Origin of the sequence: Pseudoclavibacter sp. VKM Ac-2888 (genome assembly GCF_015351285.1) — a bacterium.
GTDB lineage: Bacteria > Actinomycetota > Actinomycetes > Actinomycetales > Microbacteriaceae > Pseudoclavibacter.
Map to the genome: position 1 here is coordinate 567,546 of NZ_JADKSM010000001.1, position 25,957 is coordinate 593,502.

The window sequence follows — 25,957 nt, forward strand, 5'->3', positions numbered from 1 at the left end:
CCCCGAAAGGAAAGACCATGGACTACACACCTGTTGCTCCCCTCTTCCAGACCGATGCCTACAAGCTCGGCCACCTCCAGCAGTACGGCCTGGCCGGCGACGTCACCGGCGTCTACTCCAACTACACCAACCGCGGTTCCCGCATCCCGGACATCGGCGCGGTCGTGCACTTCGGACTCCAGGCGTTCCTCGAGCGATACGCGGACAGCTTCCGCGTCTTCTTCGAGGCCGACGAGGATCAGGTCTGCCAGGCCTACGAGGCTCGTCTCGCGAGCATCCTCGGGCCGAACACGATCGGCAGCGCCCACATCCGCGCGCTGCACCGCCTCGGCTTCCTCCCCCTGCGGTTCTGTGCCGTCCCGGAGGGCACAGCAGTGCCGCTCCGCGTTCCGAGCTTCACGATCGAGAACACGCACCCCGACTTCTTCTGGCTCACCAACTACATCGAGACGGTGCTGAGCGCGGAGATCTGGCAGGCATCGACGACCGCGACGATCGCCAAGGCGATGCGCGAGACGCTCGAGACCGCGGCGAGGAGAACAGGGACGCCCCTGGCTGCTGTCGACTGGCAGGGGCACGACTTCTCCTACCGAGGGATGTCCTCCAACGAGACCGCCGCGATGAGCGGCGCCGCGCACCTGCTCAGCTTCACAGGCACCGACTCACTCGTCTCCATCGACTGGATCGAGCGTCACTACGGCGGAGCGTTCGTCGCCGGCAGCGTGCCAGCCACGGAGCACTCGGTCATGTGCGCGGGTATCGCGACGGTCGGCGAGCGTGAGCTCTTCGAGGGGCTGCTCGGCCTCTACCCGAGCGGCATCGTCTCCGTCGTCTCCGACACCTTCGATCTCTGGCGAGTGCTCACCGAGTACCTGCCGGCGCTCCGAGAAGAGGTGCTCGCTCGGGATGGGAAGCTGGTCATCCGGCCAGACTCCGGGAACCCCGTCGACATCCTCTGTGGAGTGGAGGAGGGAGACCCAGACGCTGGCGCGGCTGAGCGGAAGGGCGTCATCGAACTACTCTGGGACACGTTCGGCGGAACCGTGAACGAGGCCGGCTACAAAGAGCTCGACCCACACATCGGGGCCATCTACGGTGACTCCATCACCCGCGAGCGGGCGGTGCTGATCACCGAGCGGCTGGCCGCGAAGGGCTTCGCTTCTGGCAACGTCGTCTTCGGCATGGGAAGCTTCGGGTACCAGTACCAGACCAGGGACACGTTCATGTCGGCGATCAAGGCGACGTGGATCCAGGTCGATGGTCGCGGCGTCGACATCCGGAAGGACCCTGTGACGGACAGCGGAACGAAGAAGAGCGCGACGGGCCGCCTGGCGGTGGTGACGGACGCCGACGGCCGCATGCGCCTGATCGAGCGGGCCACGCCTGCCGAGGAGGCGGAGTCCCTGCTGCAGCCCATCTGGGAGGACGGCGCCTTCGTGCGGCGGCAGACGTTCCCGGAGGTTCGGGCGGTGCTCGCGAAGCAGACGGTGCTGCGTTGACCGAGTCCTACGACCAGCCGCTCGTCGCGATGGATGCACTCGCTGTGCGCTATCGCGACGAGCGGCTGGAGTTCGGCGTCGCGGTGCGCGAGAACGCGCCGCACGCCGGGGTGGAGGCCATCCCCGGCGTCCTGCTGCTGTCCGGGGAGCACGGGGCTGGCCCCGTGCTGCGTGCGATGCGGACGAAGGCTGGGATACCGGACGATGATGTGCGACTGACGCGCCAGCTCGGCTGGTTCGACGGCACGATGCGCGACCCACGCAGCGCCACGATCTCGCTCGCCAGCCTCGTCTTCCTGCGCGCCGAGGCGCGCGACGGGCAACTGCGCTGGCATCCGCTCGACAGCGTGCCCCACCTCCCCTTCGACCACGCGCAGATCGTCGAGGCGGCTCGTGTGCGCCTCGGTGAGGTCGTCTGGCGGGACTGGGCCGTCACCCGAGCCCTGCTCGGCGAGAAGTTCACGTCGGGGATGGCTCTGGCGCTCGGGGCGGCGCTCGATGCTGAGCCCTTCGACCGACCGAACTTCCGCCGGTGGCTGGAGGGGACGGGGGTCGTGCGTGTCACCACTGACACCACTGGGGTGAAGATCCGAGGTCGGACGACGGTCTGGGAGTGGAAGGACTGAGGTTCGGCCGCACTCGAGGGGCAGTCGGGGACGAAGCGATGACCGCCACCCGGCTCGCTTCACGCGGACTGAACCACCGTGGTCACGATCAGGCGCGTGTCGAGAGCGGCGAGATCGCCTTCTCGAAGACCCAGATGGCTTTCGTCTCCGGGAACCACGGGGTGCCGTCCTGCTCGAGCACGGACCAGGCGGCCAGGTGCTGTCGGTACCCCGGCTGCGCCCAGGCCTCCCGGTGCACCAGCCGCAGTCCGGCACCAAGCGCTTCGACGGCGTCGACGAGCTCGTCCAGCTCGAACTGACAGTACTGCTCCTGTGTCTCGCGCGGCAACGACTCGGCGCCCCAGTTCACGGTCAGCAGCGCCTCAGCCACCACGCGAGCTGAGCCGACGAAGCGGTGCTGGCCGAGGCTCTCGAGGCGCCTCAGCTCGGGGAGCGGAACGCGCTTCAAGTAGGCGCTGAGGAGTTCGTCGCCATCGTGGCCGGGGGTGACGAGCGTCGTCAGGCGATCCGGTCGAGCGGGTGTCACGAAGTCACGGATGACGAGGACTCCGCCCGGGCTGAGCGCCTTCGCGATGATCGTGAGGTTCGCCATGACGGCCTGACGCCCGTTCTCCGGCCCGTTCGGGCCGTACGACGCGATCTCGTGCAGGACCGAGCTCATCACGATGCCGTCCAGGTCACGCAGGCCGAGCACCTCCAGCTGGTCCGCGGAGCCTGAGCGCACCGTGATGCCGGGCATCTGCTCGAGATGCGCGATCGCATCGGCGGAGTCGTCGAGTGCGATGGTCTCTTCGATGTCAGGGAGCACTGCGATTCTCGCCGCGAGCTCTCCTCCCCCGGCACCGATGTCGAGGACCCGACCGCCGCGCAGCCAGTCCGTGAGCTGAGTTTTCTCGTCAACGGCGGCAGCCATGCGGCGGAAGTAGCGTTCCTCGAGTTCGGGGCGGGCAGTGCTGGTGCCGGCCGCCGAGAGCACCCGAGTCTCTGCGTGTTGGGGATTCGTCACGGGCCTCACGCCTTCCGATCAGGACTTCGACGAGACACGAAGAAGGCCCCTGATTTCTCAGGGGCCTTCTCCTCAATGGTGGGCGATACTGGGATCGAACCAGTGACCTCTTCCGTGTCAGGGAAGCGCGCTACCGCTGCGCCAATCGCCCATTGCGAGGTGACGACGGGATTCGAACCCGTGTGGACGGCTTTGCAGGCCGCTGCCTCGCCTCTCGGCCACGTCACCGTGTTGTGGGTTGAAACCCGTGCAAACTCCTTCTGGCGTTTACCACCAGACTGAGTCACACTCGAGCGGATGACGAGATTCGAACTCGCGACCCTCACCTTGGCAAGGTGATGCGCTACCACTGCGCCACATCCGCATCGCGCTTGTCTCGGGAACTTCCGTTCCGGCTTGACCAGCGCGAGAATGACTCTATAGGAACTCGGGCCGCGATACAAAATCCACCGGTGTAATTCGAGGAAAGACCTGGTCAGAGCGGCAGGTCGCGATCGCGAACACAGAGCGATGCCCACTCTCGCACTGCCTGCACGACGGGGCGAACGTCGTCGTGAGGCGTCACGAGCTTGCCGTGCGGGTCAGAGCCTGCGGGAGTGGCGACACGAAACCCCCTTGCGCACGTGGTGATCATCCACAGCCCGAATCTGTGGCATGATTAGTCCTCGTCGCGGGTGATTGGCGCAGTTGGTAGCGCGCTTCCTTCACACGGAAGAGGTCGTGGGTTCGAGTCCCGCATCACCCACCGCGAGAAACCCCCGGCCGGGAAGACATTCGCTCTTTCTGGGTCGGGGGTTTTGCTACATGCAGCCGCAAGGCCACCGTTTCCCCACAGCCGCTCGCACTCGGGGCTGGCGAGCCCCTCGGCCGCCTCTCCTCAGGCGAGCCCCTCGGCTGTCTCTCCTCAATGGAGGACCTGGCTGAACCCAACGGCCCCCAAAGGACACGCTCTCCCACTTCAACTCAGAAAGGAAGAGCCCGAAGAATCTGCTCAAGATGGGCGAACAGATTCGGTTCTTCGAGTCAGGGGTCCGCGCTTCTGTCTAGACGTTCTTGACCGAAGCCACCGAGAGGGCAGTCCAGCTGCGCGGGCGCGGCGAGAGCACGCTCGAGGGTGCGGAACGCGGCACGGCCGATTCGAACTCCAGTACTCACACCGAGCAGACCCCCTTTCGAGTTCGAGAAGCGGTTGTGTGGGTTCGAACCTCCGACCGGACGCGGCAGACGTCGAACCCACCAAGATCCAGACCCTCCGCCCAAATCGCAACCGCGCCCTCACCGCAGACGTGCTTGCTGGGGCGGATGCGGCAGGAGAGCGGCGACACGGTGGCCCACAGGGCTGGACCGCTCTCGCACGGTGTGTCGCCGACACCCTCGAGCCTGCGTAGGGCGGAACTGCGTCGCACCTTGGCTGAACGCGATCTCAACGACCTGAGCCTCGAGGCGGTTTCCTCGGCTGGCCAGGTCGCGGCCGGACTATTCCTTGGGCCTGGTGGGGCTCACTCAAGCGAGTCGAGCATCGATGACCTGTTGAATGTCAAGGTTCTGTCTCTTGTTCGTGTACTGTGACGAATCAGCGTACACATCCAAGGAGTATTTGATGACCGTTTCCTCTGAATCTGTGCCGCGGCTCCACGAGCCAGACGCGGTGAGAATGTCCGTCCGCGATCGCTGGAAGCTCGCCGTCCTGATGAGCGCAACGTTCATGCTCGCCGTGGATTTCTCGGTCTTGAACGTCGCACTTCCCGATATCCAGCGTGATCTCGGTTTCACGCTGAACAACCTGCAGTGGGTCATCACCGCTTTCGCGCTCCCGGCAGCAGGCCTCGGCCTGTTCTTCGGACGCCTCGGGGATCTTGTTGGACGCCGCAGCGTGTTCCTGGCGTCGATGGCCCTGCTCGCACTTGGTTCAGGCCTCGGGGCAATCGCTGCCGAGCCCTGGGTGCTCCTGTTCGCTCGCGTACTTCAGGGAATCGCGACGGCAGCTGCCGCGCCGACGGCACTCGCCCTCCTCACCACAACGTTCCCTGAGGGCCCAATGCGCGCGAAGGCCCTGGGCATCAACGGAGCTCTCCTTTCGGCGGGATTCGCGACAGGTGCCCTGCTCGGCGGCGTGCTCACGGCTGGAGTGTCCTGGCGGGCCGCGTTCTGGATCAACGTTCCTGTTGCGTTGTTCGTCCTCTTCGTGGCCCCGGTTCTCTTCGCTGAGTCGCGACCGACTGTGAAGCCGAAACTCGACTTCCCGGGTGCCATCACGATCACCCTGGGCCTGTCTGCGTTCGTCTACGGGGTCTCTCGAGCCGGCGAGCATGGCTTCGAGGATGCGCAGGTTCTTGGTGCTCTTGCTGCAGGCTTGGCGCTCATCGCGGTCTTCGTCGTGGTGGAGCTTCGTGGCTCGCATCCCCTCATTCCGTTGTCGGTCCTGAGACGCAAGAACGTCCGTCTCGGCAACCTTGCGGGCCTCACGACCTTCGCCATGATGTCCTCCTTCACCTACCTCACGACTCTCTATCTGCAGCTCGTACTTGGTCTCAATCCTGTCTTCACGGGAGCTGTGATCGCGATCATTGGTATCGTCGCGGTCGTCGGTGCCCTCTTCGTGCCGAAGCTGATCGGACGTTTCGGGCAGGTGCGCGTCCTCATCGGAGCGCTCGTCGTCCAGGGAGTTGGAACCGCGCTCGTAGCGATCGCCGGCGACCACGCTGGGTCGATCTCGCTCATCTGCGCGGGGCTTGCCATTTCGAGTCTCGGCCACATCTCAAGCATCATCGGCTACACGGTGACGGCTACGTCGGGCCTGCCAGATACCGAACAAGGCCTGGCGACGGGATTGACCTCGACGAGCCAACAGGTTGCGATCGCGCTGGGCACGCCAGTGCTGGCTGCCGTGGTCGCGCTCATCGCGGCGGCCGAGCGCACCAGCTCCGCGGAGACGTCAGCGACAGCGCTCAGCGGCGCGATTGGCGTGAACGCGGTCATTTCTGTGTTGGTCGCTCTCAGCCTGTTGGTTGGCTTCGCGCGCCGCGAGCGGCCCCAAGCGTAAGTGACCCGCGTGGAGTCGTCGCGCTCTACCACGACCCTCGGGGGTCCGATGGGCGTTTCAGGCACGTCTGACACCGCGATCCTGGCCGCTTGGGCGGCGCATGGGGTGGTCACGCTCTGGGGGCAGTCTTCGACGAAGAGTGCCCCAGTCCACGCGGCCCTTCAGATCGCGAATCTTGTGGAGCCGCTCTCGGTCGGCTCGCACTCGATCAGCCGCTTGCCATCCGGAGCCCCGCGACTGACTTCCTCAACCGAGTTGCATGTGAGTTGGAGTCGCGCTCCAGGACTGTGGGCCGCCACGCTCGGCGCCTGCCCAGTGGGCGTGGACATTGAGCGAACTCGGCTCCGGCCGATGAGTCTCGGCCTTCATGCCCGGGTGTTCTGCAGCTCCGTCGAACTAGAGCTGCTGGGCAGCTGTCACGCCCGGGAGCATGAGGACGTACTGCTCACGATCTGGTCGCTGAAAGAAGCCATCTCCAAAGCTCGCGGGCACGGGGTAGCAAGCGTGTTTCGCGAGTGGACAGTGTGGCCTCCATCGCGGTCGTCTGCTCCCGGGATCTCGGCGACTCACACCAGCTATATCGCGGGCCGTGCCGTTTTAAACATCGCACTCGGCCGTGTCCTCCCTCCCTAGCCAACAATCTTGCCCACTTCGAAAGGACCATTTGCAATGCCAAACGACCTGAGCTCAGAATCCTCGACAGCCGCCCGTCGGATAGGTCTCGGATGCATGGGACTGAGCTGGGCCTACGAGGACCCCAGCATCGAACACGCGAAGAAACTGGAATTCCTGCGAGAGGCAGTCGCTCGCGGAGTCGACTTCTTCGACACCTCCGACCAGTACGGACCGTTCACAAACGAAGCCCTCGTCGGCGAGGCCCTTGAGACTCTCCGCAACCGAGTCTCGATCGCCACAAAAGGTGGCCTTGTCGTCGACGAGCACGGAAAGACAAGCCGGGACGGGCGACCCGAACATCTCTCCGCTGCGCTCGAAGCGAGCCTGCTGCGACTCCGGACGCACCAGGTCGACCTCTATCAGCTCCATCGCGTTGATCCGGCGGTCCCAATCGAGCGCAGCTGGGAAGCCATGGCCACCCTCGTTGAACGTGGGCTGACCGCCAGCATCGGCCTGTCCGAAGTAAGCGTCCGGGAGATCGAACGCGCGCAGAGCATTTACCCCGTCGCGTCCGTGCAGTCCGAGCTATCCCTCTGGAGTCGAGACGCGCTCGACGAAGTTCTCCCCTACTGCGAGGAGAACGGGATTGCCTTCATCGCGTTCTCCCCACTCGGACGAGGCTTCCTCACGGGCGCCCTGTCGTCTCCTGAGGACCTCCCGGAGGGTGACTGGCGCCTCAACCACCCGAGATACCAGGCGCACAGCATGGCAGCAAACATTGAGCTCGTCGAGATTGTCCGCGCTTGCGCCGCGGACTCGCACTCCACCCCAGCCCAGGTCGCACTCGCCTGGGTGCTCGCGCAGGGTTCCCACGTAACGGCTATCCCGGGCACCCAGCGAATCGAGTATCTCCTCGAAAACCTCGGCGCGGAGCGACTCGCGCTCACTCCCGAATGGATGTCCAAGCTGGACGCGCTTCCAGCAGCTATCGGAGGCCGCAGTTGACTCTCGAGGCACTCACGCCTGAGCCGGAGCGTCTCTCGCCGCTCGACCAGAGCGCATCCGCCATGCTGACACACCGAACGAGCATTGGGGAGATCTTCCTTCTCGGCAGCGTCTCCGAGGCAGGAGATGTCTGGAGCACCGTGGGGCAGGTTCCACGGAGCAACCTCTACTTCAATGATCACCACGAGCCCACGATGTACGTCGACCCTCTGGCGCTCATCGAGATCGTTCGACAGAGCTGCTCGTGCATCGCGCACACTGCACTCGCCCTACCCACCAGCACGAAGTTCGTGCTGAACGAGCTCGCATTCGACCTGCGGACCCTCCGCTACGACGGACTCGACGCGCGCAGGTCCATCGTCGCGAACACCCAGATCGAAGTCATTCGAGAACGACGCGGAATTCCTCAGACCGCCGTATTCACCTCGGAGCTCTACAACGGCTCGAATCTCGTCGGACGTGTGAAGTTCGAGACGAGCTTCTTGACGGATCCGGTCTACTCGGTCCTCCGCGGGGGACGGACTCAGCGAGGTGGGGATGCTGAGGGTGCACTCATCTCGGCGCCAACGGTCGGTGTCACACCACAATCCGTCGGTCGACGGCATCCGATCAATGTCGTAATCGCTGATCCGTCTCGGCCTAGCCATCGCGAACTCGTCTGCCAGATTCAACCGCAGTTCTCCAACCCAAGCATGTTCGATCACGCACAGGACCATGTTCCCGGCATGGTCATTCTCGAAGCTGTCCGCCAGGCGGCACAGTACAGTTTCGGCGCTTTGGCGCGCCCTGTCTCCGGGGCGTGCATGTTCTACAACTTCCTTGAGAACGACGACGCGGGACGAATCGTTGGGGAGTCGGCGCAGGACGGCGTGGCAACGCGAAGCCGACTCTTCGGCGAAATTCAGGATGCACGAGGTATCGCACTCGGAAGGTTTGATCTGCAGCTCTCCGCGGAGGAAGCCGCGTGAGATCCGGATCCGTCCTCAAGCCAGTCTTTATCGAGAGCGCGAGGAGCTACCTGCCATCATCCTTCGAGCGAACCGCAGAGGCGGTCGCCAACGGAACCGTGCTCGGAGCGACCGCCGCAAGGTCGGGCGTCGCGCAGCTTCCTGTCGAGCATGACCTGTCTGCACCCGAAATGGCAGTCCAGGCAGCCAAGAGTGCGCTCCTCGACAGCGCGGTTTCAGCGGACGAATTGGAGGCGATCTTCTACGCCTCCACGTTCTTTCAAGGCGCGACCTTCTGGTCGCCCGCGCACTTCATCGCCGAAGCTATCGGCGCGAAGCACGCCACACCCATCGGCCTCATGACGATGTGTAACGGTGCCGGCACTGCCCTCGACCTTGCACAGCGCCACCTCGCGACATCGCGCCCCGGAACCCGGGTCCTGGTGAGCACTGCTGATCGGTTCCCCTCGGCGGCGTTCGACCGTTGGGAGGGCGACTACGGCGTGATGTACGGGGATGGGGCCACGGCCGCGATCCTGAGCAACATCGACACGGCCAGCAATCGCCCGACACGCAAACTCCTGGCCACCGAGACGCAGTCGCTTTCGGAGCTTGAGAGCATGCACCGACCGCAGGGACGACTGGCAGGTTCACCCCTGTCTGAGCCTCAGCGCCACCTCGTGAAACCGCACAAGAAGGCCTACCTGGAATCGCACGGTCGAGATGCGCTCACTATCGGGTTCAGCCGCGCACTCCGTGCGCTTGTTCCGCGAGTGCACGAGGCAATCGGAGTTCCCCAGGGAGATGCCCGAATTCGACGCGTCTTCGTACCACGCGTTGGAGCCGACACGATTGATGCCTCCTACCGACCGGTGCTCGAGAACGAGCTCGGGTTCGAGGTCCACCATTTGGTTTCCGAAACAGGTCATCTTGGAGCCGGGGACACGATCGCCAATCTCGCGGAACCGGAGTCGCTGGGAGACCCCGGCGAGATCACGCTATTCCTGAGCGCGGGGGCCGGCTTCACCCTGACCATTGCTGCCGTGGAGGCTCTTCAATGACGGCCGAACTGCGAACAGTCATCGTTGTAGGTGCCGGTCCCGTAGGGCTAGCCACGGCGATTGACCTCGCTCTGCGCGGCCTCGACGTGACAGTACTCGAGCGCCGCACGGAGCAAACGCATCACACCAAAGCCACGACGATCTGGCCTCGGCAGCTTGAACTCCTCGCGCGTCTTGGTGTCGACGACCTCATCATCAGGGCCGGTCAGCCGCTGCAGCGCGTCACGCTCAACACGCCTCGTCGCCAATTCGCGGCCTTCTCGTTCGACACCCTCGACGCCACCGCCTTCCGATTCGGAATCGGACTCGCCCAGACAACGACGGAACGAATCCTTGAGGACCGAGCGCTCGAATTGGGCGTGACCGTGGAACGCGGCGTGACAGTCGTCGGCGTGACTCAGGACGACGATCGGGTGACAGTGCAGTGCAGTCGTCCGGGGGGCTACATTATGGCGATGTCGTCACGTTGGCTCGTCGCGGCAGACGGCGCCAAAAGCGAGATACGCAGTTGGATGGATAGTCGCAAGATCTCGACGGGCCCTCCGATCCGCTTCGCTGTCACGGACGCCGAGATCAGCGCGAACCTCAGCGACTCCGACGTGGCCTACTACTACGGGCCTCGCGGTGCGGTGGGACTGGTTCCTTTCGGAGGGTCGCGCTTCCGTGTGGCAATGGGCGTGGCGCCGGAAACCGAAGGTGCGCCTCTTCGTGGAGACTTCGAAGCCGTCCTGCGCGAACGAGCAGGGAACATGGAGCCGCTCGAGGCGTTCACCTGGTCTTCCGTGTTCAACGTGCAGTTCGGCCACGCTGAAGAGTTCCGCCGAGGTCGCATCTTCCTGGTCGGCGACGCGGCTCACACTCTGAGTCCCGCGGGCGGGCAGGGAATGAATACGGGCCTGCAGGATGCAGCCAACCTCGCCTGGAAGCTCGCGCAGATCGTGCATGGACGCGCTGACGAGTCAATCCTTGACAGCTACCAGATCGAGCGGCTTCCCGACTACCTGAGGAGCGCGCGAACAAGTGCTCGAATGACTCAACTCGGCCTGACGGGAGTGCCGGTCAAGAGGCTGGGTGCCCGGGCCTACTTCACCTTAGGCGCCCACGTCACTCGCTTCAGACGGCACATCGCAGGATCGATGGCACAGCTGGAGTCGAACTACCCATCGCCGCAAGCAGCCCCACTCGCGGGACGACGTTTTCCCTCCGCGCCAACCGCTCAGTCTTCTGCCATATCTGGATTGCCTCACATCGACCCATTGACGGGCGGACGCGTTCGTTGGGCCGGGCGGAAGAGCACGAGGCCGTCAACGGTTCCGGAGCCCGCTGGCCGGGATTCGACCATCTACGCGAGCGACATTGCTCCTCACCTCGCGCGCCGCCTCGGCAGCGCTCCACGCACGTTCATTGTTCGCCCTGACGGGCACGTCCAAACCTCTCAACGACAGCACTAGAAAGCCGAGCTCATTTTGCACGCGAAGATCACAGGTCTGGGACACGCGCTCCCCGACCACATCGTCACCAACCATGATCTGGCACAGGTCTACGACACCTCCGACGAGTGGATCACTCAGAGGACCGGCATCTCGCAGAGACGCCACAGTGAGACGGAGACCACCGGCGACCTGGCCACACGCGCCGCGCGCGAAGCGCTCAGAATGTCCGGCCGAGAGAGCGTATCGGCTGTCGTGCTTGCGACCGCAACCCCGGATTATCGATGCCCGGGTACGGCTCCTTCGGTTGCGGCGAAGCTCGGTCTCGAAGATGTGCCCGCATTCGATGTATCAGCCGTATGCAGCGGCTTCGTCTACGCACTCTCCGTCGGCGCTTCGCTGGTTGAGACGGGACGATTCGAATCCGTCCTCGTCATCGGCGCGGAGACCTTCAGTACGATTCTGGACCCAGCCGACAGAACCACCGGAGCCATCTTCGGTGACGGAGCCGGAGCACTCTTGCTCGAGCGGTCTTTGACGCGAGAACCAGGGACCATCGGAAGCGCCACGCTCGGAAGCAACGGCAACCAGGCGGACCTCATCCAGATCCCAGGCGGCGGGTCGGCGGCCGCAATAGCGGGAGCCGACGCAAGTCCCTACTTCCAGATGCAGGGTGCTGCCGTCTTCCTGGACGCCGTGACCCGCATGGAAGCAGCCGTGCGAGACGTCGTGGACGCCGAGGGGTGGCACCTCGAGGACATCGACGCGCTCGTTCCCCACCAAGCGAATGTGCGAATCATCAACGCACTCGCGAAACAGCTCGATCTCCCGCCGGAGAAGGCAGTCGTCAACATCGCCGACCTCGGCAACACATCGGCCGCTTCGATTCCACTGGCGCTCGCCCAGGGCTCCGCTGCAGGACGTTTTCAGGCCGGTGACCGACTCATCCTGGCCGCATACGGCGGTGGCACGACATGGGGAGCCATCGCGCTCACCTGGCCGAACTTCACCTCAACCACTACCGCTCCATCCAACTAAACGAAAGCCGCACAAATGAACGTAATCCTCGACAACCTCAAATCTGTCATCGCAACCTATGCCGGCGTCTCCGCGGGTGACATCAGCAATGAGTCGACGTTGGAGGAGCTCGACGTCGATTCCATCTTCACGGTCGAACTCATTCTCGAAATCGAGAAGCACCACGGCGTACGCCTCTCACTGGATGACATCGTGAACGAAGACAGCCTCACCGATCTCGCTGACCGCATCCAGAAGGCAGCATCGGCGGTCTCTGCGTGACCTCAGCCCCTCGAAAGACAGCGTTCTTCGACGTCGATGAGACCCTGATCGACGCGAAGAGCATGGGTGAGTTCCTGAATTTCTACCACTCGCATCAAGGTGGTGTACCGACGTGGGAGGGCTTCATCGCTGCCCTCCCACCCGGCACTAGCCGCGAAGCAACGAACCGCGCCTACTACGGAATTTGGCGCGGTATGCCACGGTCAGAAATCCGAGCCTGGGGAGCGTTGTGGTTTCGTGGGGCCTCCCGGCAGGACGGCTTCTACATCAAGTCCACGATCTCTCGGTTGTCCGTCCTCCAAGCTTCGGGGTACGACGTCGTGCTTGTTTCAGGATCATTCGATGCACTCCTCGACCCGATAGCTGTGGAACTCAACGCCTCGGCAATTCTGTGCTCAGCTCCGGATCAGGCGGGTGACCGATATCTCGGAACCCTGCAGACGCCCATGATTGGAGAGAACAAGGCTTACGCCATCCTGGAGTACTGCGTCAGGAATGGCGTCGATCCAGCAGATTGCATCGCCTTTGGTGATCACGAGAGCGATCTCCCGATGCTAGAAGCGGTGGGGGGCGGATTCTGGGTTCGCACCTCGGGAGAAATCGAACAACACCGTCCATCGGTGCGCACGTGAGCGCCAGATTCGTGGGTGAATCGTTTGGTCATGGCTTTGACACGAACTCCTATGTCGTTTTCGACGAAGACAGTCTCGATGCAGTGATCGTGGACCCCGGGAAGGGGAGTACCCGCTGGCTCCTACCCGCGGTTGCGTCCATAGGCGTGCGGGTCCATGGTGTCCTGCTCACCCACGGACACATGGACCATTCGTGGGACGCGCAACCGCTCTCCGACGAACTTGACGTGCCGGTCTATGTTGGCGCGAGCGACCTGCAGCTGTTGGTCGAACCGGAGTCGGGGCTTCCGCCGGATTTCCCATCCCACGCACTCGTCGGGTATCCCCGGCAGCTCCCGAAGAACGTGTTCGCACTGCCTGGCCCGGAGATTCATGCCGGCAATTTACACGTGACCGCGCACGCGGTTCCGGGCCACACCGCGGGATCGTTTGCCTACCTCATCGGAATTGACGCAGAGCTGCTCTGCAGCGGCGACTCGTACTTCGCATCGTCACCACCGCAAGCTATCGCCCCTACGGGCGATCCTCGGGCACTCAGAGAATCACTTGACAAACTGGTCACAGCGGGCATCGGCACCCACGTCATCCTCCCGGGCCACGGTCCAGTGTTTACCGGGGCCCAGGAGGACCTCGGGTCCTAAGCCGCCGGGTGCTCCAGCACCCACTTGCCGCTCGTCGCCCCACCCTCGATGCGCGCCAGCACTGCACCAGCGTCAGCGAGTGGCGCCGTGCCCTCCACGTGAATCCGCACGGCGCCATCCGCGACCGCTGCGACAGCATCCGCTAGATAGGAACTGGCCCTTTCTGGCTCGAGAGCGCAAAGGGCGCCAAGGTTGAACCCCTGGACGCCTGTGCCTGACAGCCACAGCTGCGTCGCGTCCACGAGGACTGGTTCCGACTGGGACGCGTTGCCAACGCTCAGTAGCTTCCCGCCGAATCGCAAGTGCCCCAACGCTGCTTCGCGCACTGCGCCGCCGACTGGGTCGACGACGACATCGAACTGCTGGCCCAGGTCGCCCGTCAGCTCCTCGCGGAGCACCACATCGTCGTAACCCAGATCGAGCGCAAGAGCCTTCTTGGCTTCCGTTCCAACGACTCCGACGACGACGCCGGCACCGCGCAACTTGGCGACCTGCCCCACCTGCGATCCAAGACCGCCGACCGCAGCCAGGACGAGCACGGCCTTTTGCGAGCCGAAGTGAGCGACTTCGCCATCCAGCGCGAAAGCTGTCGTCGTGTTCGCTGGCAGCGCGGCTGCCTGAATCCAATCCAGGCTGTCGGGGATGGGGGCGACCAGTTCGGACCGCGTCACTGCCACTCCCCCGTACCCTCCACCGTTGTTGATCGTCAGGGCTGCGACGCGCTCACCGACCTTGACGCGTCGGACCTCTTGACCCACTGCGATCACCGTGCCCGCAGCTTCAATGCCTGGCACCCAGGGCAATTCAATCCCCACAAAGCCACGTGCGAAGAGTGCTTCCACGAAATTCGCTCCGCTTGCCTCAACGGCGACCGCGACATCCTTCGGCCCGATTCTGGGCGTGCCAACATCGCCATAGGTGAGCGCGGCTGGACCTTCGAAGTTGACGATCGAGATTGCTTTCATGCTGATGACCCCCTATTTCAGTGATGCTTGCTGCACCACCACGAGAGTATCAGTGCCCTGTCATAAGTCAGCACTCACCGTGAAGCTAGGAGCTGCTGCCTATGCCTCGCGTTGGAGCTGTTCGATGGCACGCTGGAGGTAGTCGCGAAATGCGATGAGCTCGCCAGGGCTGAACTGCGCCGCGAGGGCATCCTCGATGGCGCGTGCCTTCGCATCGGCGGCGACAACAAGTTCGGTACCCTCGCCCGTGATCGTGGTGACGAGGACTCGAGTGTGGAGCGGAGAAACCTCACGCCTGACGAGGCCCTTCATCTCGAGGTTGCCTACGATCGTCGACATCGTCTGCGGCGACACCGTAGCAGCTCGGGCCAGCTGCGCAGCAGACTGTCCGGGGGTGAGATGTAGGGCTAGCAGCGTCGCATATTGCGGCACAGTGAGATCGAACTCTCGCAATGCGCGACTTTTTGCCGCGATCAGGACTTGTTCAGCGGCCTTCAGGGAGGAGCCGAGGCGTTCTGCGACAGACTGCGGTGTGGTCGCGGCGCGGGGGGATTGCGGCATGCGGTGGGCTCCAAAGGATGAGTTGACGGCAGATTCACGGTACTGCTTTTCAGCAGTGTAGTGACGAAGACACGAACCATGACCGAGTCAGCGCGCCTCCTATCGATTCACGCGAACCTATACAATCAAAGCCCGGCTCCGTGCGCCGTCGATAGGCTTCGAAGCCGGTCACCTGCCCCCGATACGCGGCCCGCTGAAGGCCCAGGAGTACCCCTGAGGCAAGGTCTCGGAACAGCGACTGCCGCATCAGCACGAGCGATCCCGCGGCGACGGCGTCTGCGCGTGCGGTGTGCGCGTCGTCGAGGCGGACCCCGTGGTGATGCCACGCACTGTCGTTGCCCAACACGGGTATCCCAATGCCGGTGGCCTCCAAGTCGAAGACGCGCACCTGGTTCAACGGCAGGGTTGCAGTGGGAGTGGTGCCGGAAGTCATGTCAGTCCTATGCGGGCATCCGCCTCGCCACCCAGAGCGTCCGCAACGTCTGGGCCCTGGTCACCGCTCGTGCCTGCACGACTACGCATCGGCGCGTTGCAGTGTTCGCCGCCGTGTCTGGATTCAGTCCCCGGCAGGCTTGCGTTCTGCGGATTCCTGGCTCAAAAGGCGACGCATGGTTCGCAGGGACCTGAATCCGCTTTCTTGCGCGATTCTGTAACGGTCCGATTTCGAATTATCGCTTGACCGGAGAAGCGTCCGCGCCCGGTCTACGCGCAAGCGGCGAATAAGCACTCCGACTGAATTGCTTTCATCTGCGAAAATTCGGTGCAGCTGCGAAAGGGAGATGTTGAGGTCACGGGCCAGCACCCGAACCGAAAAGGCTGGATCTCGGAAATTCTCCTCGATCAGGTGGTGCGCGCGAGCGAGACGCAGATCTCGTGGCGGCTGACAGTTCGTACCCTGCTGCACCTTCGTGTCGGCGAGCGTTGCAAGGAGCAGGTCCTCGACCCCGCGCCTCCAGGAGTGGAAGCCAACCTGCCCCTCTTTGATTTGCGATTCGAAGGAGGCGTTCAAGGACGCAATGAGGCCCTTTCGAAAACGGCTGGTCGTCAGGAAGGGACCTGGCGCCTGACTCTCGACCCACGCAAGCTCAACGTAACGCTCCCTTGGTATCCCGAGAAACAGACACGAGTAGGGCTCTACAGCCGAGATGCGCACCGGTCGACGCGCTGAATACGTGAAGAAGTACGGCGCAGGCACTTCTTCTGTCGTTTCTCCTCCGGCCTGGAGAAGGAGACAGCCCTTCACAACGAAACACACATGGACAAGATCGGGATCATACGAGTCCGCGTCGGTGCTGACGGCCGTTGTCGTTTGCCAGTTGCGTCCCACCAAGAACGTTCGGGTCCCGATGAAGTCCACATGGGCACGAACTGACGCTTCATCATCTTGAACACCCCAGCCCTGTTCGTGCAGCCACTGCAGGGCTTCACCATCCTTGAGACCCTGAGCATATGCAGCGAGCATTGTCACCCCGATCGTCGCGCTCAATCCACGCGCCAGACCTTCAACGAGGAGTTTGACGCCAGTCAGCACCCTAGACGGCTGAACTTGTTCGGGGACGTGCGGTTATGGAATTGGAAGCAGATTTGTATGCTGTGGCCGGTTCGTTCAGCACCTTCTCCCATAACGAGAAATCGCAGGAAGATACCGAGGTCATGGTGGGCACGACACCTGCGTGTGACCGAAGCAAGACCACACTGGCCTCCTTCACGTCGTGGATCCAATGTGCAATGAACTGCAGGATGCTCGCACGGTGCGCCGAGGTGAGGATGCCGCCGCGGCGGGTTGTTCACTCGGTCTCGGTATCTCCCGCCGCCGTCATCAGCGCCTGTAGGGCCCGGTTGAGGAGCACTGCGTCTTGTGGCTGGAGGCGCTCCCCCGCGGTGAGCCTGCCGATGACATAGAGGCCGGCGATCGCCTCCTCTCGGACGTAGCGATCCTTGATCGTCCCGAAGGCGCGCACAGAAGTGCTACCGACGTTGACGACCAGGCGCGGGCCGCGCGGCGCAGACGACTCAGCTGGCGTGACGAGATCGCTGAGGAGGTCACCCCAGGCGTCATCGCCGTCAGCTTCGTCGTCGCCGGCTGCGTCGAACTCAGCGTCCCCGGAGGCGCCGAGGAAAAGCACCGGCACCGTGACGGGCGAGAATTCTCGCAGGTCGAGTGCGACCCCGAGTTGTTGCAGCACCGGGCGCGCCTGCTCCTCAAGTAGCTGGGCCGCAGTGTCCCCGGCAAGCGGACGCTGAAGCTCATCGATGAAGCGCCCCGCATCGAAAGCTCGCAGCCGTGCCCCTCGAAGCGGACGCTCGACCAGACGTCGCAGGATCTCACGTCCGTAGACATAGGAAGCGTTCACGAGGGGTGTCCCGCGCGCGGCGAGAATCGGAGCGAAAGCCGTGAAGTCAGTCATCGAGGTCGTATAGAGCACCACCTCCGCGCGGCGCCGCATCTGCGCCAGGGTCTGGTAGCCCTCGTTGGTCTCCCATTTCACGCTCTGCGACACGAGATCGAGCATGTCGTCGTCGCTGACCGCCATCGCCATCAAGCCTTTGGCGTGGACATCCAGGAATCTGGAGAACCCAGCGGGATCGTTCTCAGCGAAACGCTCGATGCCTTCCCGGACCTGTATGCCCACCTGCTCTTTGACGGCGTCGATGGTGACCGAATCTTGAAGGGCCTCGCGGGATGCAGTGAGCGGCAGATCACCGGCTTCCACGACGAGGCGTACGAAGTACGCCCAGGATGGAACCAATTGCACGCTGCTGTCGGTGACGAACATGCCCTTCGAGTAGACAGTGTCACCTCGACGCGTGCCAACCTGGCCGGGGCTATCAGCGATGAACGCGAGCCCGCGCACCCCCGCGCCGGGCACAGCGACCGGGAGGATTGCGAGTGGCCGGAATCCCAGCTCCTGGTGCGCCCAGTCCTCCATCTCCTGTGCGCTGCCCCGCCAGGGCTGTGTCCGCTGGCTGACGATCTCAGCGGGCAAGACGGGTCCGCGATGGAGCGCGACGGGCAGCTCGAGCAATCCCGCGAAGCGCTCTGCCAGCAGTCGCACTCGATGCGGTTGGGTCCATTCCCACTCGTCGGGTCGGGCCTCTACGCGCACCTCAGTGCCTGGCTCAGCGAGGGGTTCGGTGGCGGGGCTGATGGTGAAGGTGCCGTCCGCGCTCCCTACCCAGCTGATCGTGGCCGCATCTGCAGTCCTGGCGCTGCGAGAACGTACCTCGATGCGGTCCGCGATCAGAAAGCAGGACAGCAGCCCGATGCCGAACTGTCCGAGGTACTTGCGCCGCGTCCGAGCGAAGTCTTCTCGCTTGCTCGACGCGCCGATGGTCGCGAGCACGTCGCGCATTTCCTGTTCGGTGAGGCCAATGCCCTGGTCTCGGACGATCACCGCCCCGGAAGCATCGTCGACGGTGATGCTGATCTGCTCTGGTGAGTCAGGATCGATCTCGTGCCGTGCGACCACCGCATCCCGCGCGTTCTGTATGAGCTCACGCAGGTAGACCCTCGGGCTGGAGTACAAGTGATGGGACAGGATGTCGACGAGTCCGCGGAGGTCGACGAGGAAGCGCTCGTCGCTCATGCTCGCGCCCCGAAGACCCGGTCCTCGTTCAGCCAACGGTCGTGAAGATGCGTGCTCCACCCGTTGTGGCCGTTGCGCTCGTCGAGAAGGCGTGCGGTTCTCTCGACCTCATTCCTCAGTTCCACTCCCCGCGGGTCGTTCGGGGCTCGGTCTTGCAGCACTCGGCTCGCGGCCGCGAAGAGTTCGATTTCCGTGCAGTCACCCGCGACTGCCTCGGCGAGGAGCGCATCCACTACCGAGACGAGATCGACATCTGCGTCGGTCAACGCCTCGAGCATCGCCCAGCCGGGCAACTGCTCGATCTCCTCGGTGGCACCACCGACCGACTCGAGCAGCGCAGCCAGCTCGGTGGCGCCGGAAGGGTCACCGTCGCGGACCCGCATCCAGCACAACCAGCCTGCCGCACCGCGCCGCTGCAGCTCGTTGCCTGCTTCCGCGACGCGGGTGGCCGCCTTCCGGGCGATGTCGGGGAGGGTCAGCGCCGTCTGCCGGACTGCGACGAGGTCGAGGATGTTCCGATCAAAGGGCTCCTCACCGGCAGTGAGGCTGGCGAACATGCGGTCGGTGCGTTCGCGCAGCTCCGCCAGGTCGCCGTTGTGGGCGGCGATCTCCGCTCGAGCGAAATGCACTCGAGCCTCGGAGCCGCCTGTCCACGTCCGGAGCTGATCCTCGACGTCGATGACGGCGTCGACCTGCGCCCACGGCACGCTGGGCGTGGAGACACCGTCGAGGAGCGCGAGGAGGAAGGCTGAGGGCGCGAACCCGCGGTACGTGGCGTTCACCGCCGTCGGGTCGGTCGCCAGGGAGCGCTGCGCACGCTGGTAGAGGTCGACGACCTGGCCGTTGGCGCCGAGCATCGACGACTGCAGCGAGTGAAAAAGCGGGACGCAGAAGCGTGAGGTTGCGCAGTGAAGACGTTCTCCCTCAGCCTCGAGCTCGGCAGCGAGGGCGTTCGTCTCTTCCATAGTCGCTGTTGCCATGAGCTCACGGAATCTGTCGAACAGCGCCGTGTATCTCTCCCACAGGGACACGGGGATGCGGTCTTCGCGTACCGAGCCTGCTCTTGTGAGCCACCCGGCGGAGAGGATAAGCAGTGCACGCTCACTCGGGTCTCCCCAGGTGTTGTCGTCGTGGACCGCACTCGGCGCGGGCCGGGACTCAAGGCCCGCCCACCAGAAGTCTGCAAGCTCACGGACGTGCACGTCGGTCGCACCGCGCCGGTCGAGGGCGGCCGCGGCCTGCTGCGCGAGAACTCGGATCAAGCCACCTTCGTCCCCATCAGGGTCGGCGAGGAGCCGATTTCGAGCCACCGCGGCCAAGGTCTCCGCGTCGCTCTCGTCCAACGACAGGTTGCGCAAGACGTCGTCGACAACGAAGAGGGCTGCGTCGGGACGATGCTCCAGAATGGGGATGAGCTGGCAGGCCACGGCCTCGCGGACGAGGACTTCGATGCCCACGCCATCGAGCAATTGGTCGGCGATGGCGCGGGCCTCGGCGACCTTGCCGGAGCGGAGATGGAAGAACGCGAGCATAGCGAGCACAGGAACCGCTTCGATGCGCTGCTGAAGGTCGAGTCGACCACGGTCGATGCCCACCATCCGAAGTCGCTGCTCGAGTGTCTCGGTGGCGCGCTTCAGGTCGAAACTCGCGATGAGCGGCAACTCGATTTGGATGACACCGAGATCGTCGGCTCGCCATTCCTCACTCGCTTCGGAACGCCACCGCTCGATCCAGTCGGCTGTTTCGCGGCCATCGCCGCGGGCCGAGGCAATTGCAGCCCTGGCAACCAGGACGCCAACCGGGTCGGTGCCTCGCCTGCGGACTTGAGCTTCGACCAGATCGATGACTCGCGTGAGCTGCTCGAGTGGCAGTGTCGGGTCGTTCAGCATGGTGAGGGTACTCGTGGCCACTGCGTTGAGCATGCGGGTGACGTTGCTTGGATGAACCAGGTCGCCGTAGCGGTCGAGGTGACGCATGAGTCGAGCGAAAGCTGTCAGCGCTTCACGAGTGAGACCGCCGTCACCGTAGGTGACGTGCAGGTCGAAGAGCGCGCTGGCGATGAGGGGCGGCAACTGCGCACGTTCACAGTCACCGATGAACTCCTCAAGCGCGTCAATCTTGCCCATATCGTTCGGGAGAGCCCAGAGGCGATGACTGCGATCGTAAAGCGCCTGGATGCGCTCGCGCTGCTCCCCCTGAAGATCCTGCAGGTCTGCGTAACCGATCATGTGGTCCTCCGAGTACGAGTACGTTTCGACGCGTTCCTTGAGCCGAATGAGATGCCTCGGATCAACCTAGCCGCTGTCGACGAGGCCGCCCATCCTGCGAAACGGGTCGGCCACTCCCCACGAATCGTCGAGCGGTCACGCGACCTTCGGGGCCCCGACCACGGACGGACCCCGAGGCGCCACGTCGACCTCGAGTGTTGCGGGCAAGGGCGGTGGCCGTGCCCGCGGCGATGCGCCGCTGCCGACGCGTGAACCTCCACGCCGCCGCTGTAGCGAGGTTCGCGCTGACGTCGCCGAGCACGTCTTCTAGCTGCTCGCTAGGCATCGCCCCGAACGCTGGGGCCTCCGGGCCACTCGGGGTGATGGCGCCGTCGCGCCTACCGCAGGGGCCGAGTTGCATACTTGGTGCGTGCGCCTCCTCTTCGACGACCTCGTGTTCACCAGCTACGGGCAGATGTACTTTCAGACGGCCCCGAGATCGATCGACCTCGATCGGGCGTTCCAGGGTCAGATCAACGGGCTGTGTGGGGCTGGGGATCCCGGAATGCTCTTTCTTGTGACCAGTACGCACACTGGCTCGATTCCCGTACGCGTCTCGCTCTGGGACAGCGAACCCGACCTCGGAGACTGGCCCGACATCGTCGAAGCGTCGCTGGTCCCGCACGGGGATGGGGGCCTTTTGCCCTGGGGTGAGAACCCCGTTGTGGAGTTTCCTTTGCCGGCGGAAAGCTACCGAGTCCGGTGGAATTGTCGCGGAATGGACGAGAGCGCGGCTGAGCCGCATGTTGAGTTCGGATTCCCGTCACCGGACAGCTATGAGCTGATGCTGTGGCCGGCTCCAGTCGCGCCAGACCGCATCGTCAGGCAAGGCTCGACCCAGGCCGCCTACTGGCACAGCGAGGGCTTCACCAAGAGCTGAGGCAACCGCGGGGCGTTGCCATGACGCTTCAGGCGGAGCACAAGGATCGACTGCTCGCGGGCGATTGCCAACGTCGATCTGCGATTCTCGGAACCATGTCGAGCAGCAGGCGGCCCCACGCACGCATGACTCCCCCACGACGATGAGTGCGTCCTCGGGCGCGGAGTATCGGCAGATCTATCGCGGATTGATGCGAGACCGGCGAGTGGCCGGACACCTTCTTTCGGTCTTGATCTCAACCGTGCCCCTGGGAATGCTCCCTGTCGCCGTGGTCCTGACCGTGCACGCCTGGACCGGGTCCTTCGTCATCGCGGGTTGGGCGAGCGCGGCATTCACGTGCGGCACCGCAGTCGGCCTGATCGGCCAGGGATACCTCATCGATCGGATCGGAACACGCACGACCATCACCGCCGCAGCTGCGACGTTCCTCATCGCGATCCTCGCGCTCGTCCTCTCTGGCCGTTCCGCTTCTTCCTGGACGGCGGCCTTGCTCATCGCTGCCTTCGTCGCGGGAGTTTCACTGCCGGAGATCACGACGGCGGTCCGTGTCTGGCTCGCGAGATCCTCGCTCGGTCCAAGAGAACGCGTCGCGAGCTACTCGCTCCTCGGAGCCTGCTTCCAAACGGGCCTGGTTCTCGGGCCGCTCCTCGTGAGCATGGTCGTCCTCGTCGCCAGCCCGGACGTCATCATCCTGATGATTGGGGGTATCGGGGTGCTCAGCGCTGGGTTCTTCCTGCGCGTCGCTCGTCGCGGTGACGCTACTCCAGCGGCCGTTCAACCACGTGAACCCGTGAGGTGGCTCCGGGGTCCGATGCTGTCGGTTCTCGCCCTCGCCGCAGTTACGGGAACCGTCGGTGGAGTCGCAGTTCTTGTTGTCCCCCGCGTCGCCGAAGCGAACGACGCCATCGACGCCTCTGGTCTTCTGTTCGCAGCTCTCGCACTTGGTGAGGTGCTCGGTGCGATCGCCTACGGCGCCATCCGGTGGTCCGCCTCTCCACGCCTGCAGCTGGTCTCTGGTCTCGCCTTCACGGGTACTGCGCTCGCACTCTCTGCATTGACGTTGGAGAGCCTGTGGCTGTTCGGGCTGCTCCTCTTCTGCGTGGGTGCGGCAGCCGGCCCCATCGCCGTACTCCTGGCGTCAGCGACGGAGAACGCGGCCGACCCAGGCTCCATCGGAAGAGCCTCCGGTCTCCGGATCAGTGTCTCGCTCGTGGCTTCAGCCGCAGGTAGCGCGTTCACTGGTGGCACCAGCGCGGCGCTCACGACGCCCAGCGTGCTGCTCGCTCTCGCGCTGCTCCTGGTCGTCTCTGCGCCGCTCCCGCTCCTCGCGCGACGGGTCTCTGGGTAGATCAAGGCCGTTGCGGCACCGCTCGACGCTCAACACGGAACACGGACACTCCTCAGAACAGGTTGACGCCCGCCTCGAGATCTCCGAGCTGCCTCGGCACCTCCTCTTCCGCTTCCCGCGCGCGTCCGCCGAAAAGGGCAGTCACCTCGTTCTAGCCTTGCAGACACGCATGTCCTCCTCCCTCCTCCGCGCTCGCGCCGCTAGAGCGTTCCTTGCGATCGCAGTCACTACCGCCGTCGCCTCCCCTGCTCTGGCGGAACCCGCCACCGCGCACGTTCCGATCGCACTCGACGTGGCGAAGAGCAACGTCGCGCCGCTGATCGACGCCGGATTCGCATCTCAGGTGGACGGCGCCTGGTACGTCGACGGTGCCGCGGTCGCAGCTGCCGCTGAGGGGCTGCGGACGATCAACTCGTCCGCGACGGGCTACGACCGCGACCTCTTCAAGCACTGGTCCGACCCGGACGAAAACGGGTGCGATGCCCGCAATGACATGCTGCAGCGGGACCTCACGAACGTCGTACTCCGCGATGGAAGCGACTGCATCGTGGAACGAGGCATCCTCGATGACCCGTACACGGGCGAAGCAGTCCCCTTCACCCGTGGTGTCGCGACGTCCGGTGCCGTCCAGATCGACCACATCGTCCCGCTCGCCGCGGCCTGGACCGGTGGGGCGAACACGTGGGACGCGGCCCAGCGTGAGGCCTTCGCGAACGACCCTGTGAACCTGCAGGCCGTCGAGGGTCGCGCGAACTCCGCGAAGGGCATGCGCCTCGCCTCTGAGTGGATGCCGACCAATACCGCGTTCCACTGCACCTACCTGGCGCAGATGACGATCGTCCTCACGAGCTACGACCTCGCGGTCACCCCCATCGACCAGGACGCGATCCTCAACGGCGGCACGATCAACGGTGTCCCCTTCGCTGGCGCCGCCTCGTGCGCACTCCCAGCGGGTGCAGTCCTGGCGGAACCGAGCACGGTGGCGTCGGAAGAGCCCGCGCAGACGGTCGAGGTTATCGGCGCCCCGGAACCTCCGGACTCGACCGAGAACGCGACGACCGGCGCATCTGCGCTGCCGTGGATTCTGGGGCTCGCTGGTGTCGCCCTCGCCGCACTCGCGGCGGCTGTTCTGCAGCACCGCCGCAGGGCCTAGTCACCAGAGCTCGCAAATACTCCGTCTGCACGGCTTGAAACGTCGCGGAGAAAGTCGAACGTGGCCGATACCGTGGACGTGTGAGCTTCAACTACCGGTCCTCCAATTTGCTTGCTGCCCTTCGGTGCTGGCTGGCGGCCGTGCTCCTCATCGCCGTACCGCCGCTCGTCGGAGGGCTCACGGTCTGGTTTCACGTCACTTCGCTGGTGATCGGACTCGCCCTCGTGGTCCCCGGCTGGCTCTACTTTGTCCGGTTCCTCAGGAACCGTCGCCAGCGCCGTCGTCTGGAACGCGCTCAGCGGATGTCCAAGCTGGCCGGACTCGACGAGTAGGCCGTTCGGCCCGCGGGACCTGTCAGCGTCGACGTTCGTCGCGGTGTTCTTGTCAGCGGGTGGGATGCTCTCCCCACGCCGTGTGCGGCGAAAGACCGTCACCGGGCCGCTCTCGCAAGATTCGCGATGGCGGCCCGGTCATGGTGCTCGATTGGTGAGCGGACGGTCGTGATGTCGACGGCCCGCCGCAATATTCGAGCTCAGTAGCCGTGAGCTGTCGTCAGCAAGCTCCTGGAGCGGTGAAGGAGAGGGCGCTGATCGTCACGTACTGCCATCCATACGGCGTGCCGCCCACGTAATCCAACCTTGTTCCCGAAGCGGGGACCGCACCGAGGTCGAAGGTGTCGCGGTAGAACGTGGTGGGGCTCCCCGCTGGAACACCATCCGTGTTCGCCCGGCGGAATGGATTAGTGACCGTCCCCGTACCAGTCGAGTTGCCGTAGCTCGCAACCACGGTTGCAGGTGCGTCCACGAACGCGATCACATCATCGTGGTTCGCGGTCTTATTGATGTCATCGAGCGTGATGCGGAAGTTCGTGACATCCACCGCAACACCAGCAGCGTTGATGATCTCGAACCGGACGCGTTGGTACACCGGGCTCGCACTGCTGCCTGCGGGGCGTCGTTGGTTCAGGATGAGTCGACCGGCGGGCCCAGGAAGAGTTGCGAGCTGGTCATTGTTCGTCCAGGCCCGCGCGCTCTGCGAGAAGTTGTAGAAGCTGGATGCAGTCCCGAACTGGGTGTTCACGGAATCCGTCTGTGTGATTCGAACGCGGTAGGCCGGCGTTCCGGTTGCGAGCGTCACGCTGCTGACGGCCGACGGGAAGCCCGTTGAAGAGTTGGTTCCATTCGTCGCAACCGTGTTGAAGTCGACGCTTGCGCTGCACAGCTGGCTCGCCGAGACATGGGGAGCTGCGACTGCGGCCGCGATGACAGGCACTGACCATGCCATGCTCCCGACTACCGTTCGGCGGGGGATCTGGTTCGAAGATGTTTCGTGCACGACTTCCTTCTCGGGTGGACGAAGCGGGGGGGGGGGGGGGGGGGGGGGGGGGGCAAA

General features: G+C 64.3%; 24 protein-coding genes and 4 tRNA genes. 18 read left to right on the forward strand and 10 right to left on the reverse strand.

The genetic code is table 11. The features are described 5' to 3' along the window. Window positions 1-17: 17 nt before the first annotated feature. Together ITJ61_RS02640 and ITJ61_RS02645 are read left to right on the forward strand one after the other, a co-directional pair. The gene (locus ITJ61_RS02640; protein WP_194685357.1) at window positions 18-1,499 is read left to right on the forward strand and encodes a nicotinate phosphoribosyltransferase; all 1,482 of its coding nucleotides are present in this window, start codon (window positions 18-20) and stop codon (window positions 1,497-1,499) included. Next, the gene (locus tag ITJ61_RS02645) at window positions 1,496-2,125 is read left to right on the forward strand and encodes an NUDIX hydrolase (protein ID WP_104341025.1); all 630 of its coding nucleotides are present in this window, start codon (window positions 1,496-1,498) and stop codon (window positions 2,123-2,125) included. The genes ITJ61_RS02640 and ITJ61_RS02645 overlap by 4 nt, the downstream gene beginning before the upstream one ends. Window positions 2,126-2,213: 88 nt before the next feature. Here ITJ61_RS02645 and ITJ61_RS02650 read toward each other — a convergent pair whose 3' ends face one another. The 4 genes from ITJ61_RS02650 to ITJ61_RS02665 form a co-directional block, all read right to left on the reverse strand. Continuing rightward, window positions 2,214-3,131 (reverse strand): methyltransferase domain-containing protein, encoded by a 918-nt coding sequence (locus ITJ61_RS02650; protein WP_194685358.1) that lies wholly within the window; start codon window positions 3,129-3,131, stop codon window positions 2,214-2,216. A 76-nt stretch (window positions 3,132-3,207) separates the two neighbouring features. After that, window positions 3,208-3,282: transfer RNA gene (locus ITJ61_RS02655), tRNA-Val, on the reverse strand. Between the two features lie 6 nt (window positions 3,283-3,288). Next, window positions 3,289-3,359: transfer RNA gene (locus ITJ61_RS02660), tRNA-Cys, on the reverse strand. 64 nt (window positions 3,360-3,423) lie between these two features. Further along, window positions 3,424-3,495 (reverse strand) — tRNA-Gly (locus ITJ61_RS02665). A 308-nt stretch (window positions 3,496-3,803) separates the two neighbouring features. Between ITJ61_RS02665 and ITJ61_RS02670 the strand changes: the two genes are divergently transcribed. The 11 genes from ITJ61_RS02670 (at window position 3,804) to ITJ61_RS02720 (ending at window position 13,804) form a co-directional block, all read left to right on the forward strand. Next, window positions 3,804-3,876, forward strand: a tRNA-Val gene (locus ITJ61_RS02670). Between the two features lie 855 nt (window positions 3,877-4,731). Further along, a complete protein-coding gene (locus ITJ61_RS02675) occupies window positions 4,732-6,174 on the forward strand; it encodes an MFS transporter (RefSeq protein WP_104331273.1) in 1,443 nt (480 codons plus the stop codon). Window positions 6,175-6,222: 48 nt separating this feature from the next. Then, window positions 6,223-6,807, forward strand: coding sequence for a 4'-phosphopantetheinyl transferase family protein (locus tag ITJ61_RS20460; RefSeq protein ID WP_104331274.1), 585 nt, complete (start codon window positions 6,223-6,225; stop codon window positions 6,805-6,807). Between the two features lie 36 nt (window positions 6,808-6,843). After that, window positions 6,844-7,794: an aldo/keto reductase gene (locus tag ITJ61_RS02685; protein ID WP_104331275.1), complete on the forward strand. Its 951-nt coding sequence runs from the start codon at window positions 6,844-6,846 to the stop codon at window positions 7,792-7,794. A gap of 62 nt (window positions 7,795-7,856) precedes the next feature. After that, complete coding sequence (locus tag ITJ61_RS02690; RefSeq protein ID WP_194685359.1) at window positions 7,857-8,762, forward strand: AfsA-related hotdog domain-containing protein; 906 nt, start codon at window positions 7,857-7,859, stop codon at window positions 8,760-8,762. Continuing rightward, entirely contained in the window at window positions 8,759-9,802 is a 1,044-nt protein-coding gene (locus ITJ61_RS02695) for a ketoacyl-ACP synthase III family protein (RefSeq protein WP_194685360.1), read from the forward strand. The genes ITJ61_RS02690 and ITJ61_RS02695 overlap by 4 nt, the downstream gene beginning before the upstream one ends. Next, window positions 9,799-11,253: an FAD-dependent oxidoreductase gene (locus tag ITJ61_RS02700; RefSeq protein ID WP_194685361.1), complete on the forward strand. Its 1,455-nt coding sequence runs from the start codon at window positions 9,799-9,801 to the stop codon at window positions 11,251-11,253. Before ITJ61_RS02695 ends, ITJ61_RS02700 begins: the two co-directional genes overlap by 4 nt. 15 nt (window positions 11,254-11,268) lie before the next feature. Then, window positions 11,269-12,270 (forward strand): beta-ketoacyl-ACP synthase III, encoded by a 1,002-nt coding sequence (locus ITJ61_RS02705; RefSeq protein WP_228496577.1) that lies wholly within the window; start codon window positions 11,269-11,271, stop codon window positions 12,268-12,270. A 15-nt stretch (window positions 12,271-12,285) separates the two neighbouring features. After that, on the forward strand, window positions 12,286-12,531 hold the full coding sequence (locus tag ITJ61_RS02710; RefSeq protein WP_194685362.1) for an acyl carrier protein: 246 nt from the start codon (window positions 12,286-12,288) through the stop codon (window positions 12,529-12,531). Next, window positions 12,528-13,163: an HAD family hydrolase gene (locus tag ITJ61_RS02715; RefSeq protein WP_194685363.1), complete on the forward strand. Its 636-nt coding sequence runs from the start codon at window positions 12,528-12,530 to the stop codon at window positions 13,161-13,163. The genes ITJ61_RS02710 and ITJ61_RS02715 overlap by 4 nt, the downstream gene beginning before the upstream one ends. Then, window positions 13,160-13,804, forward strand: coding sequence for an MBL fold metallo-hydrolase (locus ITJ61_RS02720; RefSeq protein ID WP_181062697.1), 645 nt, complete (start codon window positions 13,160-13,162; stop codon window positions 13,802-13,804). Before ITJ61_RS02715 ends, ITJ61_RS02720 begins: the two co-directional genes overlap by 4 nt. Here the strand turns inward: ITJ61_RS02720 and ITJ61_RS02725 are convergent. The 5 genes from ITJ61_RS02725 to ITJ61_RS02745 form a co-directional block, all read right to left on the reverse strand. After that, window positions 13,801-14,769, reverse strand: coding sequence for a quinone oxidoreductase family protein (locus tag ITJ61_RS02725; protein WP_104331280.1), 969 nt, complete (start codon window positions 14,767-14,769; stop codon window positions 13,801-13,803). The genes ITJ61_RS02720 and ITJ61_RS02725 overlap by 4 nt on opposite strands. Window positions 14,770-14,868: 99 nt before the next feature. Beyond that, window positions 14,869-15,330 (reverse strand): MarR family winged helix-turn-helix transcriptional regulator, encoded by a 462-nt coding sequence (locus tag ITJ61_RS02730; protein ID WP_104331281.1) that lies wholly within the window; start codon window positions 15,328-15,330, stop codon window positions 14,869-14,871. 556 nt (window positions 15,331-15,886) lie between these two features. Next, window positions 15,887-16,861 carry a helix-turn-helix domain-containing protein gene (locus ITJ61_RS02735; RefSeq protein ID WP_194685364.1) on the reverse strand — a complete coding sequence of 325 codons (975 nt, stop codon included), beginning with the start codon at window positions 16,859-16,861 and terminating at the stop codon, window positions 15,887-15,889. 256 nt (window positions 16,862-17,117) lie between these two features. Next, entirely contained in the window at window positions 17,118-18,917 is a 1,800-nt protein-coding gene (locus ITJ61_RS02740) for an HSP90 family protein (RefSeq protein ID WP_194685365.1), read from the reverse strand. Beyond that, the gene (locus tag ITJ61_RS02745) at window positions 18,914-19,897 is read right to left on the reverse strand and encodes a hypothetical protein (RefSeq protein WP_194685366.1); all 984 of its coding nucleotides are present in this window, start codon (window positions 19,895-19,897) and stop codon (window positions 18,914-18,916) included. The genes ITJ61_RS02740 and ITJ61_RS02745 overlap by 4 nt, the downstream gene beginning before the upstream one ends. 150 nt (window positions 19,898-20,047) lie before the next feature. On the opposite strand from ITJ61_RS02745, the gene ITJ61_RS02750 reads away from it, so the two are divergent. From ITJ61_RS02750 to ITJ61_RS02770, 5 genes are all read left to right on the forward strand, one after another. Continuing rightward, the gene (locus tag ITJ61_RS02750; protein ID WP_194685367.1) at window positions 20,048-21,397 is read left to right on the forward strand and encodes a hypothetical protein; all 1,350 of its coding nucleotides are present in this window, start codon (window positions 20,048-20,050) and stop codon (window positions 21,395-21,397) included. Window positions 21,398-21,554: 157 nt separating this feature from the next. Further along, entirely contained in the window at window positions 21,555-22,064 is a 510-nt protein-coding gene (locus ITJ61_RS02755) for a hypothetical protein (RefSeq protein WP_194685368.1), read from the forward strand. Window positions 22,065-22,293: 229 nt separating this feature from the next. Further along, entirely contained in the window at window positions 22,294-23,412 is a 1,119-nt protein-coding gene (locus ITJ61_RS02760; protein ID WP_194685369.1) for an MFS transporter, read from the forward strand. Between the two features lie 169 nt (window positions 23,413-23,581). Next, window positions 23,582-24,565, forward strand: coding sequence for an HNH endonuclease family protein (locus tag ITJ61_RS02765; RefSeq protein ID WP_194685370.1), 984 nt, complete (start codon window positions 23,582-23,584; stop codon window positions 24,563-24,565). Window positions 24,566-24,645: 80 nt separating this feature from the next. Beyond that, window positions 24,646-24,897: a hypothetical protein gene (locus ITJ61_RS02770; RefSeq protein ID WP_104241322.1), complete on the forward strand. Its 252-nt coding sequence runs from the start codon at window positions 24,646-24,648 to the stop codon at window positions 24,895-24,897. Window positions 24,898-25,117: 220 nt separating this feature from the next. Here ITJ61_RS02770 and ITJ61_RS02775 read toward each other — a convergent pair whose 3' ends face one another. Further along, window positions 25,118-25,645 carry a hypothetical protein gene (locus tag ITJ61_RS02775; protein ID WP_194685371.1) on the reverse strand — a complete coding sequence of 176 codons (528 nt, stop codon included), beginning with the start codon at window positions 25,643-25,645 and terminating at the stop codon, window positions 25,118-25,120. Window positions 25,646-25,957: the final 312 nt, after the last annotated feature.

Coding starts and splice junctions, on each gene's coding strand:
- ITJ61_RS02710 (WP_194685362.1), top strand. CDS start 12,286: ATGAACGTAATCCTCGACAACCTCAAATCTGTCATCGCAACCTATGCC.
- ITJ61_RS02675 (WP_104331273.1), top strand. CDS start 4,732: ATGACCGTTTCCTCTGAATCTGTGCCGCGGCTCCACGAGCCAGACGCG.
- ITJ61_RS02700 (WP_194685361.1), top strand. CDS start 9,799: ATGACGGCCGAACTGCGAACAGTCATCGTTGTAGGTGCCGGTCCCGTA.
- ITJ61_RS02725 (WP_104331280.1), bottom strand. CDS start 14,769: ATGAAAGCAATCTCGATCGTCAACTTCGAAGGTCCAGCCGCGCTCACC.
- ITJ61_RS02745 (WP_194685366.1), bottom strand. CDS start 19,897: ATGGCAACAGCGACTATGGAAGAGACGAACGCCCTCGCTGCCGAGCTC.
- ITJ61_RS20460 (WP_104331274.1), top strand. CDS start 6,223: ATGGGCGTTTCAGGCACGTCTGACACCGCGATCCTGGCCGCTTGGGCG.
- ITJ61_RS02740 (WP_194685365.1), bottom strand. CDS start 18,917: ATGAGCGACGAGCGCTTCCTCGTCGACCTCCGCGGACTCGTCGACATC.
- ITJ61_RS02640 (WP_194685357.1), top strand. CDS start 18: ATGGACTACACACCTGTTGCTCCCCTCTTCCAGACCGATGCCTACAAG.
- ITJ61_RS02690 (WP_194685359.1), top strand. CDS start 7,857: ATGCTGACACACCGAACGAGCATTGGGGAGATCTTCCTTCTCGGCAGC.
- ITJ61_RS02685 (WP_104331275.1), top strand. CDS start 6,844: ATGCCAAACGACCTGAGCTCAGAATCCTCGACAGCCGCCCGTCGGATA.
- ITJ61_RS02730 (WP_104331281.1), bottom strand. CDS start 15,330: ATGCCGCAATCCCCCCGCGCCGCGACCACACCGCAGTCTGTCGCAGAA.
- ITJ61_RS02765 (WP_194685370.1), top strand. CDS start 23,582: ATGTCCTCCTCCCTCCTCCGCGCTCGCGCCGCTAGAGCGTTCCTTGCG.